The organism is Hydrogenophaga sp. A37 (genome assembly GCF_002001205.1).
Lineage (GTDB): Bacteria > Pseudomonadota > Gammaproteobacteria > Burkholderiales > Burkholderiaceae_C > Hydrogenophaga.
In genome coordinates this window covers 1-14672 of sequence record NZ_MUNZ01000082.1, presented here as the reverse complement: position 1 = coordinate 14672, position 14672 = coordinate 1, and the positions used below count along the sequence as shown (strand labels likewise).

16 protein-coding genes and 1 pseudogene are annotated in these 14672 nt (G+C 67.1%); 6 read left to right on the top strand and 11 right to left on the bottom strand.

Features of this window, described 5'->3' with window-relative positions; genetic code table 11:
• Positions 1-8: 8 nt before the first annotated feature.
• From hpaI to hpaR, 10 genes and pseudogenes are all read right to left on the bottom strand, one after another.
• Positions 9-821 carry a 4-hydroxy-2-oxoheptanedioate aldolase gene (hpaI, locus tag B0E41_RS07335; RefSeq protein ID WP_077330432.1) on the bottom strand — a complete coding sequence of 271 codons (813 nt, stop codon included), beginning with the start codon at positions 819-821 and terminating at the stop codon, positions 9-11.
• The gene (locus tag B0E41_RS07330) at positions 818-1849 is read right to left on the bottom strand and encodes a 2-dehydropantoate 2-reductase (protein WP_077330431.1); all 1032 of its coding nucleotides are present in this window, start codon (positions 1847-1849) and stop codon (positions 818-820) included. Before B0E41_RS07330 ends, hpaI begins: the two co-directional genes overlap by 4 nt.
• Positions 1846-2607, bottom strand: coding sequence for a class II aldolase/adducin family protein (locus tag B0E41_RS07325; protein ID WP_077330430.1), 762 nt, complete (start codon positions 2605-2607; stop codon positions 1846-1848). The genes B0E41_RS07330 and B0E41_RS07325 overlap by 4 nt, the downstream gene beginning before the upstream one ends.
• A 25-nt stretch (positions 2608-2632) precedes the next feature.
• Positions 2633-3460, bottom strand: coding sequence for a 2-oxo-hept-4-ene-1,7-dioate hydratase (gene hpaH, locus B0E41_RS07320; protein ID WP_077330429.1), 828 nt, complete (start codon positions 3458-3460; stop codon positions 2633-2635).
• A gap of 7 nt (positions 3461-3467) precedes the next feature.
• The gene (locus B0E41_RS07315) at positions 3468-3920 is read right to left on the bottom strand and encodes a 5-carboxymethyl-2-hydroxymuconate Delta-isomerase (protein WP_077330428.1); all 453 of its coding nucleotides are present in this window, start codon (positions 3918-3920) and stop codon (positions 3468-3470) included.
• Between the two features lie 14 nt (positions 3921-3934).
• The gene (hpaD, locus tag B0E41_RS07310) at positions 3935-4861 is read right to left on the bottom strand and encodes a 3,4-dihydroxyphenylacetate 2,3-dioxygenase (protein WP_077330427.1); all 927 of its coding nucleotides are present in this window, start codon (positions 4859-4861) and stop codon (positions 3935-3937) included.
• Positions 4862-5203: 342 nt separating this feature from the next.
• Entirely contained in the window at positions 5204-6676 is a 1473-nt protein-coding gene (hpaE, locus tag B0E41_RS07305) for a 5-carboxymethyl-2-hydroxymuconate semialdehyde dehydrogenase (protein ID WP_077330426.1), read from the bottom strand.
• On the bottom strand, positions 6673-7446 hold the full coding sequence (locus B0E41_RS27075) for a fumarylacetoacetate hydrolase family protein (RefSeq protein ID WP_171984698.1): 774 nt from the start codon (positions 7444-7446) through the stop codon (positions 6673-6675). Before B0E41_RS27075 ends, hpaE begins: the two co-directional genes overlap by 4 nt.
• 105 nt (positions 7447-7551) lie before the next feature.
• A pseudogene (locus tag B0E41_RS27070) lies at positions 7552-8172 on the bottom strand (fumarylacetoacetate hydrolase family protein); the annotation flags it as partial.
• Positions 8169-8666: a homoprotocatechuate degradation operon regulator HpaR gene (gene hpaR, locus B0E41_RS07295; RefSeq protein WP_077330424.1), complete on the bottom strand. Its 498-nt coding sequence runs from the start codon at positions 8664-8666 to the stop codon at positions 8169-8171. The gene hpaR and the pseudogene B0E41_RS27070, both read right to left, overlap by 4 nt.
• Positions 8667-8772: 106 nt before the next feature.
• Between hpaR and B0E41_RS07290 the strand changes: the two genes are divergently transcribed.
• Both B0E41_RS07290 and B0E41_RS07285 read left to right on the top strand, forming a co-directional pair.
• Positions 8773-9819 carry a nitronate monooxygenase gene (locus tag B0E41_RS07290; RefSeq protein ID WP_077330423.1) on the top strand — a complete coding sequence of 349 codons (1047 nt, stop codon included), beginning with the start codon at positions 8773-8775 and terminating at the stop codon, positions 9817-9819.
• Between the two features lie 83 nt (positions 9820-9902).
• Positions 9903-10205 (top strand): antibiotic biosynthesis monooxygenase, encoded by a 303-nt coding sequence (locus B0E41_RS07285; RefSeq protein WP_077330422.1) that lies wholly within the window; start codon positions 9903-9905, stop codon positions 10203-10205.
• Here B0E41_RS07285 and B0E41_RS27065 read toward each other — a convergent pair.
• Positions 10202-11341, bottom strand: a complete 1140-nt coding sequence (locus B0E41_RS27065) for a hypothetical protein (protein WP_171984697.1) — start codon at positions 11339-11341, stop codon at positions 10202-10204. The two genes, B0E41_RS07285 and B0E41_RS27065, sit on opposite strands and share 4 nt — an antisense overlap.
• A 66-nt stretch (positions 11342-11407) precedes the next feature.
• Between B0E41_RS27065 and radA the strand changes: the two genes are divergently transcribed.
• The 4 genes from radA to B0E41_RS07260 all read left to right on the top strand — a co-directional run bounded on the left by radA (position 11408) and on the right by B0E41_RS07260 (position 14484).
• Positions 11408-12787, top strand: a complete 1380-nt coding sequence (radA, locus tag B0E41_RS07275) for a DNA repair protein RadA (protein ID WP_077330420.1) — start codon at positions 11408-11410, stop codon at positions 12785-12787.
• An 82-nt stretch (positions 12788-12869) separates the two neighbouring features.
• On the top strand, positions 12870-13280 hold the full coding sequence (locus B0E41_RS07270) for a glycerate kinase (protein ID WP_077330419.1): 411 nt from the start codon (positions 12870-12872) through the stop codon (positions 13278-13280).
• A gap of 57 nt (positions 13281-13337) precedes the next feature.
• Entirely contained in the window at positions 13338-14276 is a 939-nt protein-coding gene (locus B0E41_RS07265) for a branched-chain amino acid transaminase (protein WP_077330418.1), read from the top strand.
• A gap of 1 nt (position 14277) precedes the next feature.
• Positions 14278-14484, top strand: coding sequence for a zinc-finger domain-containing protein (locus B0E41_RS07260; protein ID WP_077330417.1), 207 nt, complete (start codon positions 14278-14280; stop codon positions 14482-14484).
• Positions 14485-14672 lie beyond the last annotated feature (188 nt).

The following is a 14672-nucleotide window of genomic DNA, read 5'->3' as shown; positions in this document are numbered from 1 at the left end:
GGGAACGCTCAGTAGCCCCCGGACGACGACCGCGAAGCAGCAGATGCAGCGCCTCCTGCGAAACGCTGCACCAACCCGCTAGCCGCCTTCACCAGCAGCGTGGTGTCCACCCCCACCGCCACGAACAGCGCACCGGCTTCCAGGTACTGCTGCGCCAGCTCCGGGTCGGTGGCGAGAATGCCGGCGGCCTTGCCGGCAGCGCGCACGGTGGCGATGCCGTCGAGGATGACCTTCTGCACATCGGGGTGGCCTGGCTGCCCCCGGTAGCCCATGCTGGCAGACAGATCGGCCGGGCCGAAGAACACGCCGTCCACGCCATCGGTTTCGGCGATGGCCTTCAGGTTTTTCACCGCTTCCACCGTTTCGGCCTGCACCAGCAGGCACATCTGGCCGTTGGCCTGGTTGAGGTAGTCGTCGACCTGGTTCCAGCGCGAGGCGCGCGCCAGCGCCGCACCCATGCCGCGGATGCCATCGGGTGCATAGCGCATGGCCTTGACCATCAACGCCGCCTGCTCGGCCGTGTCGACCATCGGGATCAGCAGCGTCTGCGCGCCCACATCGAGGTACTGCTTGACCAGGGCCACGTTGGCTTCGACGGCCCGCACCACCGGGTGCGTTGCAGCGTAGGGCGCGACGGCGCGCAACTGGTCGAGCACGGTGCACGGGTCGTTGGGCGCGTGTTCGCCGTCGAGCAGCAGCCAGTCAAAACCGCAGCCGGCCAGGGCCTCGGCCACGTTGGGCGAGGCGAAGCCGACCCAGCAGCCGATCTGGGGTTGGCCGGCTTTGAGGGCATCGCGGAAGGTGTTCTGGGGGATCTTCATGGGGTGTCCTTGGGTTCGGGGTAGAGACCACGCACCTGACCCATCAAGCGGGTCAGGCCCATCAATGCGTCCATGCTGGGCGTGGGTTCGCCCAGGTGCTGGCCGATCTCGCACACCGCGCCGACCAGCGCATCGAGCTCGATCGGGCGCCCGGCCTCCACGTCCTGCAGCATCGAGGTCTTGAACGAGCCGAGCTTGCGCGTGACGGCGTGGCGGTCTTCGGGCTGTTGGTCGATGGGGATGCCGATGCGCGCACCGATGGCCTGCGCTTCCAGCATGACCGCGCTGCAGAAGCCACGCACCAGTTCGTCGTCGAGGATGCGGTCACACGGTGCGCCGGTGATGGCAGACACCGGGTTCATGGTCATGTTGCCCCAGAGCTTGAACCAGATATCGCGCTGGATGCGCTCGGACACGGTGACGCCGAAGCCTGCCTGCGTGAGCAGCTCGCCCAGCGCCTGCACGCGCGGGGTCACGCCGCCGGCTGGCTCGCCGATGATGAGCTGGTTGTTCTTAATGCGTTCGATGCGCCCGTGCGTGGGCGCGGCGGCGCTGGCGTGGACCACGCAGCCGATGACCTGCGACGTGGGGATCGCAGCGGCCGTCGCGCCGCCCGGGTCCACGGCATTCAACCGCAGCCCTGCTGCATCACCCGGAAGCCCGTCGAAGAACCACCAGGGCACGCCGTTCATGGCCACCAGCACCACGGTGTGTGGCCCCATCAGCGCACGCACCGCCGGTGCCACCTGCGGCATGGCCGGACCCTTGACCGAGACGATCACCAGATCCTGCACGCCCAGGCTCGCCGGGTCGTCGCTGGCATTCACTGCCACGGAGTGTTCCGCGCCCTCGGTATCGACCCAGACCAGACCATGCTCGCGCAGCGCGCGCAGGGTCTCGCCGCGCGCCACGGCCGACAGCCGGATATGACCGGCCGGCAGTCGAGAACCAAGCCAGCCCGCGAACAGGCCGCCAATGGCGCCGACGCCGACGACGGCGACTTTGGATATGGAAGGCGTTGTGTTCATGCGCGGTACCCCGGGTCGATGCGGTCGATCAGGCGCTGCATGGCGGCAAAGGAATCTTCGCCGGCGCCGAATTTGGGGTTGAAGTTCAGCGAGTCGCGCACGCAAGCCTGCAGCGCGGCTTCTGTGATCGGCTGCAGTTCACCCAGCGCCTGCGAGGCCACCTGGATTTCACACGCGCGCTGCACCAGCCACATCAAATTGAACGCCTGGGCCAGCGAACGGCCGATGACCACCGGGCCGTGGTTGCGCAGCAGCAGCACCGGCTTTCCGCCCGATGACGCGAGGATGCGGGTGCCCTCGTCGCGGTGCACGGTGATGCCCTCAAACTCGTGGTACGCCACCTGCCCGTAAAGCTGTGCGGCGTAGAAGTTGGTGAACGACAGGCCGTCTTTCAGGCAACACACCGCCATGGTCGGCGTGGTGTGCACGTGCACCACGCAGTGCGCGTCGGGCAGCGTGGCGTGGATCGCGCCGTGAAAGGTGAAGCCGGCCGGGTTGATCGGCCAGTCGCTGTGGCCGATGGTGTTGCCGTCGATGTCGACCTTCACCAGGTTGGACGCCGTGACCTCGGTGTAGTGCAGGCCGAAGGGGTTGATGAGGAAGTGGTCGTCCGGCCCGGGGACGCGCAGCGAGATGTGGTTGTAGATCAGCTCGGCCCAGCCGAGGTGCGCAAAGATGCGGTAACACGCGGCGAGCTGCACGCGCGCGGCCCACTCGGCTTCGCTGAAACGGGCGGGACGCAGGAAGGCTTCGGACATATGGGATCTCCTCGGATATTTCTGATCAAACGAATTTGAAACGCAGGCAACCGAGTGGACCGTAGTCCGCCTCGAACAGGTCGCCCGCCCTGGCAGCCACGGGCCGCGTGAAGCTGCCGGCCAGCACGATCTCGCCGGCCTGCAGCGATTCGCCCCAGGGCGCCAGTTTGTTGGCCAGCCAGGCGACGCCGATGGCCGGGTCGCCCTGCACGCCGGCGGCCAGGCCGGTTTCTTCCACCGCGCCGTTCTGCCGCAGGATGGCGCCGCACCAGGGGCGGTTGGTGGCGCGCGGGTCGGCGCGGAGGGCCGTGTCAACGCTGCCGATCACGATGCCGGCGTTGGCCGCGTTGTCGCTGATGGTGTCGTAGACCTTGCGCATGACCTTGGTGTGACGGTCGAACTGTTCGATGCGCGCATCGATGATCTCAATGGCGGGGGTGATGTAGTCGGTCGCGTTGAGCACGTCGTCCACCGTCACGTCCGGCCCGGTGAGTGGTGTCTTGAGCACGAAGGCGAGTTCCACTTCGACGCGCGGCGCGATGAAGTTCGTCACCGGAATCTCCAGCACCTCACCGGCCTTCGCCGTGTAGAGCATGTCGTCCAGCAACGTGCCGTAATCCGGCTCGTCGATCTGGCTGCTGATTTGCATGGCGCGGCTGGTGAGGCCGATCTTGTGGCCGATCACTGTTCGGCCGTCGGCCTTCTGCAGCTCGACCCAGGCGCGACCGATGCGGTAGCCGTCTTCGACGGTCATGCCGGGGTGGCGTTTGGAGAAATGCTCGACCTGGGCGCGGGTCTGCTGGGACTGCTGCAGCTCGGTGGCGAGTTCGGCGATGAGTTCGGAGCTGAACATGGTGAGGTCAGGCTTTCTTGGGAGCAAAGAGCGGGTGCAACGAACTGTTCTTGGCGTCGAAGACCTCGTGGCCTTCGTCCACCTGCACGGTGATGCCGATGGGGCGTTTCGCCAGTTGCTCGGCGAAGCGTTCTTTCACGCAGGCGCTGAGTGCGTCGCCCACGCGCTGGTGCACGACAGTGCTGCGGCCCTGGGCCATGCGCACGTTCATGTAGACGAAGGCGTAGTCACCACCCAGCCCGGCCGCGATGCCGGCCGCACCGCCGTCGGACACAGCGCTGTGCGCGGCGGGGTAGGCCAGCACGCGCGTGCCACCGGTGGGGAAGACCTGCTTGTCCTGCTCATCGCGCACCGCGAGCATGGTGTCGCACAGGGCGCGGCACAGGCCGGTCATGTCGACGCCGCCCTCGGCCGCCGATTTGTCGAGGTTGGGGGTGTAGAGGATGACGAGGTGGGGCATGTGAAACCTTGCGTTCAAAGCCTGCTGCTCACGAGGCTGAAGCCATCGGCTGCGGAAGCCTGCGCCTTGGGAATGGCCTTGCCCGTGACGGGGGTGACGGGAAACACCGCGTTGATCTGGCCGGTGCCACTGGCGCCGAAGTACGGCGTGATGACTTCGGCCTTGCCGGCGTATTCGCTCCAGCCCAAGACGCCCATCATCATGGCGGTGTCGTGCATGAAGCCTTCGCCATGGCCCTTGGCTGCGTACTCGGGCAGCATGCCGCAGAAGTCGGCCCACTCGCCGTTTTCCCACATCTGCACCACCCGGTGGTCCAGGGTTTCGAGGAAGGGGCTCCAGACCTTGAAGGCGAATTCGGGCGCGAGGCCGTTCTGCGCGAAGCGGTGGCTGAGTGAACCGCTGGCGAGGAAGGCGACGGTGCCGTCGTAGTGGTCTTCCACCGCCTTGCGCATGGCCCAGCCCAGGCGTGCGCTGTCGTTGAGGTAGTGCACCGTGCACAGCGCCGAGACCGAGATGGCCTTGAAGTGCTGGTCCTGGTTCATGTAGCGCATGGGCACGAGGGTGCCGTATTCGGGGCCGAGCGTGGTGGCGTGGTGGGCCAGGGTTTCGACGCCGTGCTCGTTGGCCACCTTGGCCAGCAGTTGCCCGAGTTCGGGGTTGCCGGGGATGGAGAACGGCAAATTGCTGATGAAATGCGGCAGCTCGTTGCTGGTGTAGGTGCCCTCAAAGTGCGGCGCGCAGTTGAGGTGGTAGCTGGCGTTGACGAGCCAGTGGGTGTCGAAGACGACGATGGTGTCCACACCCAGTTCTTTGCAACGGCGTGCAATTTCGATGTGTCCGTCGATGGCGTCCTGCCGTGTGCCTTTGCGCGGGCCGTCGAGCTCGCTGAGGTACATGGAGGGGACGTGGGTGATCTTGCCGACGAGTGCTACTTTGCCCATGGGTCTTGTCTCCTGCTGATGGGTTGACTTGCGGTGGTTTCTGGGCTGGCATGTGTGGTGGAAGGCGGCGACGTGTGCCTGCCTCCGCGAATGTCCCCCGGGCCGTTCCGGCCCTCCTCCTTTATTTCGCTGCGGCAGACACCCATCACCACCTTCTTGCTGCGCATCGACGCGCAAACGTTGAGCGCCAACACGGCCTCTGAATGGGGAGCGTGGGGTGCACGACGCAGCGAAATAGAGGAGGAGGAAGGGGCGAAGCCCATTCCGGGGGACATTCGCGGAGTCGGGTACCCCGCGCTCTCCATTCCGGGAAATCCGTCGAGCGAAATGCCGGCGCGCAATTCAAATTCCCCAATGAGGAATTTGGTGCGACCCAAGAGACACCGCAACATTCTTGGGCTCCAGGAACACCTCGTAACTCCAGGTGCCGCCTTCGCGCCCGGTCCCCGATGCCTTGGTGCCACCAAACGGCTGGCGCAGGTCGCGCACGTTCTGCGAGTTCACAAAACACATGCCCGCCTCCACGGCAGCCGCCACGCGGTGCGCCTTGCCCAGGTTCTCGGTCCAGACATAGCTGGAGAGTCCATAGGCGATGTCGTTCGCCAGCTCAATGGCGTGCGCCTCGTCGCGGAACGGAATCAGGCAGGCCACCGGGCCGAAGATCTCCTCCTGCGCGATGCGCATGCGGTTGTCCACGTCGGCAAACACCGTCGGCCACACGTAGTTGCCGGCCCGCACATGCGCGGGCAGTTCGGCCGCATAGCTCGGGCGGTCGAGGCCGCCACACAACAGCGTCGCGCCCTCTTTCGGCCCCAGTTCGATGTAGCTGCGCACCTTGGCCAGATGGCCCTGGCTGATCATCGGACCGATGGTGGTTTTTTCGTCCATCGGGTCGCCCACCACGATGCGTTTGGCGCGCTCGGCGAACTTTGCGGCGAAGTCGGCGTAGATGCTCTGCTGCACCAGGATGCGCGAGCCGGCCGTGCAGCGCTCGCCGTTGTTGCTGAAGATCATGAAGAGTGCGGCGTCGAGCGCGCGGTCCAGGTCCGCGTCGTCGAACACCACAAACGGGCTCTTGCCGCCCAGCTCCATGCTGAACTTCTTCAGGCCCGCGGTCTTCACGATGCGGTTGCCCGTCGCCGTGGAGCCGGTGAAGGAGATCGCGCGCACGTCCGGGTGCGCGCACAGCGGCTCGCCCGCTTCCTTGCCGAAGCCGTGCACCACGTTCAGCACGCCGGCCGGGATGCCGGCCTCCAGCGCCAGCTCGCCCAGGCGAGCGGCGGTCATGGGCGACAGCTCGCTCATCTTCAGCACCGCGGTGTTGCCGAAGGCCAGCGCGGGTGCGACCTTCCAGGTGGCCGTCATGAAGGGCACGTTCCACGGGCTGATCAGCGCGCACACGCCCACCGGGTGGGACAGCGTGTAGTTCAGGTGCGTGGGCGTGGGGTAGGTGTGGCCGTCCACGCGCGTGCACATCTCGGCGAAGTACGTGAAGTTGTCCGCCGCGCGCGGGATCAGCTGCTTGCCGGTCTGTGCGATCACCTGGCCGGTGTCGCTGGTCTCGGTCTGGGCGATCTCGGGCACATGCTTCGCGATCAGCTCGCCGAGTGCGCGGATCTTCTTCGCACGCTCGGTCGCGGGCAGGCCTGCCCAAGCCGGGAACGCGTCCTTGGCGGCCTGCACCGCGGCGTTGACTTCGGTCTCGGTGCCCGATGCCACTTCGGCCAGCACGCCCTGCGTGGCCGGGTTGATCGTTTCGAAGTAGTCGGTGCCGGCAACCGTCTTGCCGTTGATGAGGTGATCGATACGTGTCATGCGTGGCTTTCGGAAGTGATGGTGTTCGTGAGGGCGCCGATGCCCTCGATCTCGGTGACGATCACGTCGCCCGGCTGGCAAACCACCACGCCGTCGGGCGTGCCGGTGAGGATCAGGTCGCCGGGCATGAGCGTCATGAAGCTGCTGAAGTACTCGATCAGCGTGGGCACGTCGAAGATCATGTCTTTCGTGCTGCCCTGCTGCGTGACCTTGCCGTTCACGGTTGTCTTCAGGGCCAGGTTCATCGGGTCGGCCACGTCCGCCGCATCGACCAGCCAGGGGCCGATGGGCGTGCAGGTGTCTCGGTTTTTCACCTTGAGGTTGGGGCGGTACCAGTTTTCCAGGTAGTCGCGGATCGCGTAGTCGTTGGCCACGGTGTAGCCGGCCACGTAGCTCAATGCGTCGGCCTTTTTCACGCGCTTCGCGACCCGGCCGATCACCACCGCGAGCTCACATTCGTAGTGCATGAACTGCACGTTGTCCGGCCGCACGGTGAAGGCTCGATGGCCAATCAGCGAGGCCTCGCCCTTGACGAAGGCCAGCGGCTCTTCGGGCGCCTTGAACGCCAGCTCTTTCGCGTGGTCGGCGTAGTTCAGGCCGAGGGCGAGCACGGTGCGCGCTCGCGGCACCGGGGCCAGCGGCGGCAGCCAGACCACTTCGTCGAAGGCCACGCGGCGGCCCTTGAACGCGGGCGTGAGCAGCTCCAGCTGGCCGTCGACTTCGATGGCGTCGTGAACCGCCCCGGCCCAGGCAACGCGGGCGCGCTTCAAGAAGCGGTTGCCCCCCACGCTCGGCGCTGATGCGTGCTCGCTGCCCCCGGCTCGACCGGCTGGGGGCGGCCCGGTGTCGGTCACCTCCTGCACAAAATGGTTGGTGAGCGGGCTCAACCCGACGGTTGTGACCTCCACCGAGTCGCCGGCCCGTGCGCGCGGCCGTGAGCCGTCGTCCAGGCAGTCGGTGCCGACCATCAGCACGTCGCCCGGCCGCATGGACTGGAAGGCGTTGACGTCGGCCCACAGCGTGGCGGCGTTGCGCAGCATCTCCTGCAAGGGCACCCGCTGTCGCATCACGCCGTCGACCCGCAGCTCCAGCGTCAGCGCGGACAGGCCGCTCACACCGCCCAGCTCGGCGACCGGTCGCACCACGTCGCCCACGCCGAGGAAGCCGTCCACGTTGCGGTACTTCACCGGCGGCCGGTAGTAACTCGTGTGCGGGATGGACACATCGACCAGCAGCACACAGCCCGCGACCTCGCCGTCCTCACCCGCCACCAGGCCGAGCGATGCGCTGACTTCAACCTCGTCCACCCCCGTGGGCAGCACGATGGCGTGCCCGCAGCGCGTGAAGGTGTTGGCGGTCTTGATATAGAGCACCGGCGCCTGCGGTGGCGCCTTGTGGGGCACCTCGTTCATGCGCGGGGCCCACAGCGCGTGTTCGCGCCGGAAATTCAGCAGGCTGCCGTAGACCGTGCCGTTGGGAAGGTAGGGAGTGCTCATTCGGTTTGATCCTCAGGTTCGGGTTCGCTGGCGTCTTCATTGAGGGGTGCTTCCAGCGCGATCACCTGGTCCAGCAGCGTGTAGAGCTCTGCCAGCTGCGCCTTGCCCAGTTGCGCCTCCATCCACGCGTAGTGCGCCTCAATGGTCTCTGACAGCGTGGCCACCAGCTTCAGCCCCGCCCGGGTGGCGCGCACCACGGTGCGGCGAGCGTCCTGCGGGCAGCGCGCACGGCTGATCAGGCCGTCGCGCTCCATGCGGGTGAGCACGCCGGTGAGGCTGGGGCCGAGCAGCAGGGCCTCACGCGCCACGCGGCCGGTCTCGACACCCGCCGGATCGTCCGCGTGTTCACCCAGCACCCGCAGCACGCGCCACTGCTGGTCCGACAGGCCATGCTCGCGCAGGCTGGGCCGGGTGTGCTGCATCACGGCCTCGCGCGCTTCGAGCAGCAGGCGGGGCAGGTTGCGGTGGACGAAGGAGGGTGAATGGTGGCTCATTTATTTAATATGTTAAATGATTTTCTCACGCGGCTCAAATCGGGGTTAACCCGACTGCGAGCGGGGTTGGGCAGAACCACGGCCGCCGGGCGGACAATGCCGGACCATGAACACCCTGCTCGCCCTGCTGGGCACCGAACTTCCGTTGATCCAGGCCCCGATGGCGGGCGTGCAAGGCGCGGCGCTGGCCGTGGCCGTCTGCAATGCAGGGGGCCTCGGTTCGCTGCCCTGCGCGATGCTCACGCCCGAGGCGCTGCAGGTCGAGCTGACTTCGCTCAGCCATGGCACGACGCACCCCTGGAACCTCAACTTCTTCTGCCACACACCGCCTGTGCCAGACGCGGCCTGCGAGGCGCGCTGGCGCGAGGCGTTGGCGCCCTTCTACGCCGAGGCGGGGCTCGACATCCACGCCGTGCCCACGGGCGCCGGCCGCGTTCCGTTCAGCCACGCCGCGGCCGATGCGATCGAGTCCTTCCGCCCGCCGGTGATGAGCTTCCACTTCGGCCTGCCCGCGCCCGATCTGTTGGCGCGCGTGAAGGGTTGGGGCAGCGTGGTGCTGTCGTCGGCGACCACGGTCGAAGAAGCGCGCTGGCTGGTGGCAAACGGCGCAGACGCGGTGATTGCGCAGGGCCTGGAAGCGGGCGGCCACCGGGGGCACTTTCTGTCACACGACCTGAGCCAGCAGATGGGCAGCGTCGCCCTGCTGCCGCAGATCGTGGCCGCTGTGGACGTGCCGGTGATCGCGGCCGGTGGCATCGCCGATGCGGCGGGTGTGGCCGCGGCCATGGCGCTGGGTGCGGCCGGCATCCAGGTGGGCACGGCCTACCTGTGCTGTCCGGAGACCACCACCAGCGCGCTGCACCGCGCCGCGCTGCAGAGCGAGGCCGCGCACCACACGGCGCTCACCAACCTGTTCACCGGCCGGCCGGCGCGCGGCATCGTCAACCGCGTGATGCGCGAGCTCGGCCCCATGAGCCCGGCTGCGCCGGCCTTCCCGCTCGCCACCGCCGCCATGGCCCCGCTGCGTGCGCACTTCGAGGCGCTGGGCAGTGGCGACTTTTCACCGCTGTGGTCGGGCCAGAACGCCAGCGGCTGCAGGTCCATCCCGGCCGCCGAACTCACCCACCAGCTCGCCCAAGGATTCAATCCATGACCCCCACCACTCCACCGCTTGCGCGGGTCGCTGCCCCCCGAGGGGGTGCGACTCAAGCTGGGGGCGGCCCGGCGCTTGAATCCATGTTTGTCGTGATCTTCCGCGCGAAAGCCCGCGCCCTTGACGCCGAGTACAGCGCCATGGCCGCGCAGATGCGCGAACTGGCCTTGACGCAATTCGGTTGCCTCGACTTCACCGCCGTGACCGAAGGCGAGCAGGAAATCGCGCTGTCGTACTGGCCCGACGAGGCCAGCATCCGCGCCTGGAAACAGCACACCGACCACCTGATGGCGCAACGCCTGGGCCGAGAGCGCTGGTACGCCAGTTACTCGGTGGAGATCGCCGAAGTGAAACGCCACTACAGCCACCCGGCGACCCCAGGCTAGACATAGTCGTCGAGGTCGCGGTCCGCGCGCACACGGCGCGGTGTGTCACGCTGCTGGTTGAGCCAGCGCTTGAGCGCCGCGGGCTCCTGCACCTGCGCCAGGTCGCGCTCCAGCTGCGCCACCGCCGACTCCAGCGCGTCCACCTGCGCCAGCAGGTGCTGCTTGAGCGTGTTCGGGTTGGTGGCCTGGCCCGGCGGCAATTCGAATTCACCCGCCAAGCGCTGCTGGCGCGCGGCGCGCTCGCGTTCCAGGTCGGCCACCTGCTGCTTGAGCAACAGGGTCAGCGCGGCCAGTTTGTCGTCGGCCAAACGCGACACCGCCGCCGGGTCGGCCAGCTCGGCGCGCAGCTGGATCTGCATCAGCGTCACCAGGTCCTTGCGGCCATAGGCGGCGTTGGCCTCGCTCATGAGCGCGGTCTTGCGCAGGCGCTCCTGCGGATCGGGTTCGCGGTCGGGGTGCAAGGCGCTGGCGAGTTGGCGGAACAGGGTGCGCAGCTGGGTGTCGGCATCGGTCTGCTGCGCCTGGGCCTTCACCTGTTCGGTGCCCGGCTTCTGCCGGGCCTTGCGGGCTTTCACCTTCGCCTGGCGGCGCGCCTGCTCTTCGTCCTGCGACTCGCGCAGCCGCGCCATGCCGGCGCGCAACAGTTCCTCCATCGACGCGTCTTCCCCCGCACCGTCCAGCGGCTCGCCCAACACAGCTTCCAGCCGCATCCTCAGGGCGTCGGCCGCGGCCTGCTTTTTCTGCGCCAGCGTGTGGCGGCTGTGCTGGTCGTGCAGCGTGGCCATGGCTTTGTCGCCGTCCTCAGCCAGGGTCTGCGCCAGCCGGCACAGGGCCTCGGTCGCGGTGTCCTGCTGCAGGCGGCTCAGCGCTTTGCCTTGCAGCTGCTCGGCCAGGCCCAGGGCCAGTTCGCGCATGTGCTCACGCTCGCGCTGCTGCAGGGGCGCGACCCAGCGGTGCAGTTCAACTCGGTGCGATTGCGCCAGGGCATCCAGCTCAGCGAGCTGCGCCTTGAGCTTGTCGACGCGGGTCAGCTGCAGGTTGAACGCCCGCACGGCAGGCGACGGAGGCAGCTCTCCGGGTTGCAGCACACGCAAAGCGGCGGCCGACGGCAAAAAGGGATCGTGGGGTGCTGACAAAAGGGGTCCAGAGGATGCAGGCCGGGCGGGAGACGCCCGGCGGGACTCGACTATATTGCCTGCCACATGGCCAAAGAAAAAACCCAATACACCTGCAACGAATGCGGCGGCAGCAGCCCGAAGTGGCTGGGCAAATGCCCGCACTGCAACGCCTGGAACACGCTGATCGAATCGGTGGCCGAATCGCCGTCGGCCCCGGCAAAGAACCGCTTCGCGTCGCTCGCGAAGACGGCCGAAGTCACGACCCTGGCCGACATCGACGCCACCGACGTGCAGCGCACGCCCACCGGCCACGACGAGCTGGACCGCGTGCTGGGTGGCGGCATCGTGGAGGGCGGCGTGGTGCTGATCGGCGGCGACCCGGGCATCGGCAAGTCCACCCTGCTGCTGCAGGCGCTGGACTCGCTGCAGCGCTCGGGGCAGAAGACGCTCTACGTCACGGGCGAAGAAAGTGGCGCCCAGGTGGCGCTGCGCTCGCGCAGGCTGGGACTCGACGGCTCGCAGGTCAGCGTGCTGGCCGAGATCCAGCTGGAAAAGATCCTCGCCACGCTGGCCCACACGAAACCCGCCATCGCGGTGATCGACTCGATCCAGACTGTGTACTCCGAGCAGCTCACCAGCGCGCCGGGCTCGGTGGCGCAGGTGCGCGAATGCGCGGCCCACCTGACCCGCGCGGCGAAGTCCAGCGGCACGGCCATCGTGCTGGTCGGCCACGTCACCAAAGAAGGCGCACTGGCCGGACCGCGCGTGCTGGAGCACATGGTGGACACCGTCCTGTACTTCGAGGGCGACACGCACAGCAGCTTCCGCCTGATCCGTGCGATCAAGAACCGCTTCGGCGCGGTGAACGAGATCGGCGTGTTCGCCATGACCGAGCGCGGCCTGAAAGGCGTGAGCAACCCGAGCGCGATCTTTCTGAGCCAGCACAGCGAGCCGGTTCCCGGCAGCTGCGTGATGGTGACACTCGAAGGCACCCGGCCGATGCTGGTGGAGATCCAGGCCCTGGTGGACAGCGGCGGCCCTTCGCCGCGACGCCTGTCGGTCGGTCTGGACCGCGACCGCCTCGCCATGCTGCTGGCGGTGCTGCACCGCCACGCCGGCGTGGCCTGCATGGACCAGGACGTGTTCGTCAACGCGGTGGGCGGCGTGCGCATCAGCGAGCCGGCGGCCGACCTGGCCGTGATGCTGGCCATCACCTCCAGCCTGCGCGGCAAGGCGCTGCCCAAGGGCTTCATCGCGTTTGGAGAGGTCGGCCTGGCGGGCGAGGTGCGCCCCGCGCCGCGCGGCCAGGAGCGGCTGAAGGAAGCGGCCAAGCTGGGTTTTTCCGTGGCGGTGGTGCCCAAAGCCAACGCGCCGAAGAAGAACGACAAGGCGTTCGAGGGCCTGACCATCCACGGCGTGGACCGCATCGAAGAGGCGATGGAGCTGGCCCGCAGCCTGGCCTGAAGTGAAACACCCCCGGCTGGGCTGCAGCGGGTAAGCGTTGTCCGCAACAGCCCGCCCTCCGGCAGCCACGACAATTCAACGCATGAACTTTCAGAGATTTGTGATTCCGTTGGCCGGCGCCGCGCTGCTGGTGCTGGCCCACCAGAAATACGGATGGCCCGGTGTGGCCGTGGTGACCGGGGGTCTGGTCATGTGGCTGCTGCTGCACGTCACGCGGCTGATGACGGTGTTCAAACGCGCGTCGAGCCGGCCCATCGGCCACGTGGACAGCGCCGTCATGCTCAACGCCAAGCTCAAGCCCGGGGTGACGCTGATGCACGTGTTGGCCATGACACGTTCGCTCGGGGAGCGCCTGACCCCGGAAGGTGAAGATCCGGAACAATTCCGCTGGACCGATGGCAGTGACTCGTCGGTGACGGCGAGCTTCCGGGGCGGGCGGCTGCGGGAATGGACCCTTCAGCGCCCCGGCGCTGACGCTGGTACGCCGCCGTAAAATGGCGGGTTGGCAGGCCCTCCCCGAGGCCGCACCCTCATTTCAAAGGACGCATGCATGAGCCCCGTAGTTCCCTCGATGTCCGACCGCGACGGCAAGATCTGGATGGACGGCCAGATGGTCGACTGGCGCGACGCCAAGATCCATGTGCTCACCCACACCCTGCACTACGGCTGCGGCGCCTTTGAAGGTGTGCGCGCCTACAACGCGGTGGGCGGCACGGCGATCTTCCGCCTGGAAGAACACACCGAGCGCCTGTTCAACAGCGCCAAGATACTGCGCATGCAGCTGCCCTTCACCAAAGACGAAGTGAACGAAGCGCAAAAAGCCGTGGTGCGCGATAACAAGCTGGAAAGCGCCTACATCCGCCCGCTGACCTGGATTGGCGACAAGAAGCTGGGTGTCAGCCCCAAGGGCAACACCATCCACCTGATGGTCGCGGCCTGGGCCTGGGGCGCCTACCTGGGTGAAGAGGGCCTCAAGCGCGGCATCCGCGTCAAGACCAGCAGCTACACCCGTCACCACGTCAACATCACCATGACGCAGGCCAAGGCGGTGAGCAACTACACCAACTCCATCCTGGCCAACATGGAAGTGACCGATGAGGGTTACGACGAAGCCCTGCTACTGGACAGCTCGGGCTTCGTGAGCGAAGGCGCAGGCGAGAACATCTTCGTGGTGAAGAACGGCGTGATCTACACGCCCGATCTCTCGGCCGGTGCCCTGAACGGCATCACCCGCAACACGGTATTCCACATCGCCAAGGACCTGGGCCTGGAGATCGTGCAAAAGCGGATCACGCGCGACGAGGTCTACATCGCCGACGAGGCCTTCTTCACCGGCACCGCCGCCGAAGTGACCCCGATCCGAGAGCTGGACCGCATCGAACTCGGCGCTGGCAGCCGCGGCCCGATCACCGAAAAAATCCAGAGCGCGTTCTTTGACATCGTCAACGGCCGCAACCCGAAGTACGCCCACTGGTTGACGAAGGTTTGACATGAAAAACGCATCGATCGAACTGGCCGCCGCGGACCTGAACCACCAGGGCGGCATCTTTTGCCCCAGCCCCAAGGCCGACATGAAGCTCTGGAACAGCCACCCCAAGGTCTACCTGGATGTGGCCAAGACGGGCGAAGCGCGCTGCCCATACTGCGGCACCGTCTACCAGCTCAAGGCCGGCGAAGTGGTGTCACACGGGCATTGAAGCCCCGCCGCCTCTTCAATGGTCAAAGGGCGTCTTCGGACGCCTTTTTGCTGTGCGCAGGATCGGCATAGGGGGCCCCCATAACGGAGGCACCCCTGCCACACCACCCGGCATGCGGGTCCGCACCGGGCGGTTCGAGAGTTTGAGGTCACGACAGCCTCGGCAACCCCAACCCGTCAAAGTACGCC

Bases quoted from the DNA above. Each gene is read 5' to 3' on its own strand.
- hpaR (WP_077330424.1), bottom strand. From the start codon at position 8,666: ATGAGCCACCATTCACCCTCCTTCGTCCACCGCAACCTGCCCCGCCTG.
- B0E41_RS07260 (WP_077330417.1), top strand. From the start codon at position 14,278: ATGAAAAACGCATCGATCGAACTGGCCGCCGCGGACCTGAACCACCAG.
- B0E41_RS07330 (WP_077330431.1), bottom strand. From the start codon at position 1,849: ATGAACACAACGCCTTCCATATCCAAAGTCGCCGTCGTCGGCGTCGGC.
- hpaI (WP_077330432.1), bottom strand. From the start codon at position 821: ATGAAGATCCCCCAGAACACCTTCCGCGATGCCCTCAAAGCCGGCCAA.
- B0E41_RS07290 (WP_077330423.1), top strand. From the start codon at position 8,773: ATGAACACCCTGCTCGCCCTGCTGGGCACCGAACTTCCGTTGATCCAG.
- B0E41_RS07285 (WP_077330422.1), top strand. From the start codon at position 9,903: ATGTTTGTCGTGATCTTCCGCGCGAAAGCCCGCGCCCTTGACGCCGAG.
- hpaE (WP_077330426.1), bottom strand. From the start codon at position 6,676: ATGACACGTATCGATCACCTCATCAACGGCAAGACGGTTGCCGGCACC.
- B0E41_RS07315 (WP_077330428.1), bottom strand. From the start codon at position 3,920: ATGCCCCACCTCGTCATCCTCTACACCCCCAACCTCGACAAATCGGCG.
- B0E41_RS07270 (WP_077330419.1), top strand. From the start codon at position 12,870: ATGAACTTTCAGAGATTTGTGATTCCGTTGGCCGGCGCCGCGCTGCTG.
- B0E41_RS07265 (WP_077330418.1), top strand. From the start codon at position 13,338: ATGAGCCCCGTAGTTCCCTCGATGTCCGACCGCGACGGCAAGATCTGG.
- B0E41_RS07325 (WP_077330430.1), bottom strand. From the start codon at position 2,607: ATGTCCGAAGCCTTCCTGCGTCCCGCCCGTTTCAGCGAAGCCGAGTGG.
- hpaD (WP_077330427.1), bottom strand. From the start codon at position 4,861: ATGGGCAAAGTAGCACTCGTCGGCAAGATCACCCACGTCCCCTCCATG.
- hpaH (WP_077330429.1), bottom strand. From the start codon at position 3,460: ATGTTCAGCTCCGAACTCATCGCCGAACTCGCCACCGAGCTGCAGCAG.
- radA (WP_077330420.1), top strand. From the start codon at position 11,408: ATGGCCAAAGAAAAAACCCAATACACCTGCAACGAATGCGGCGGCAGC.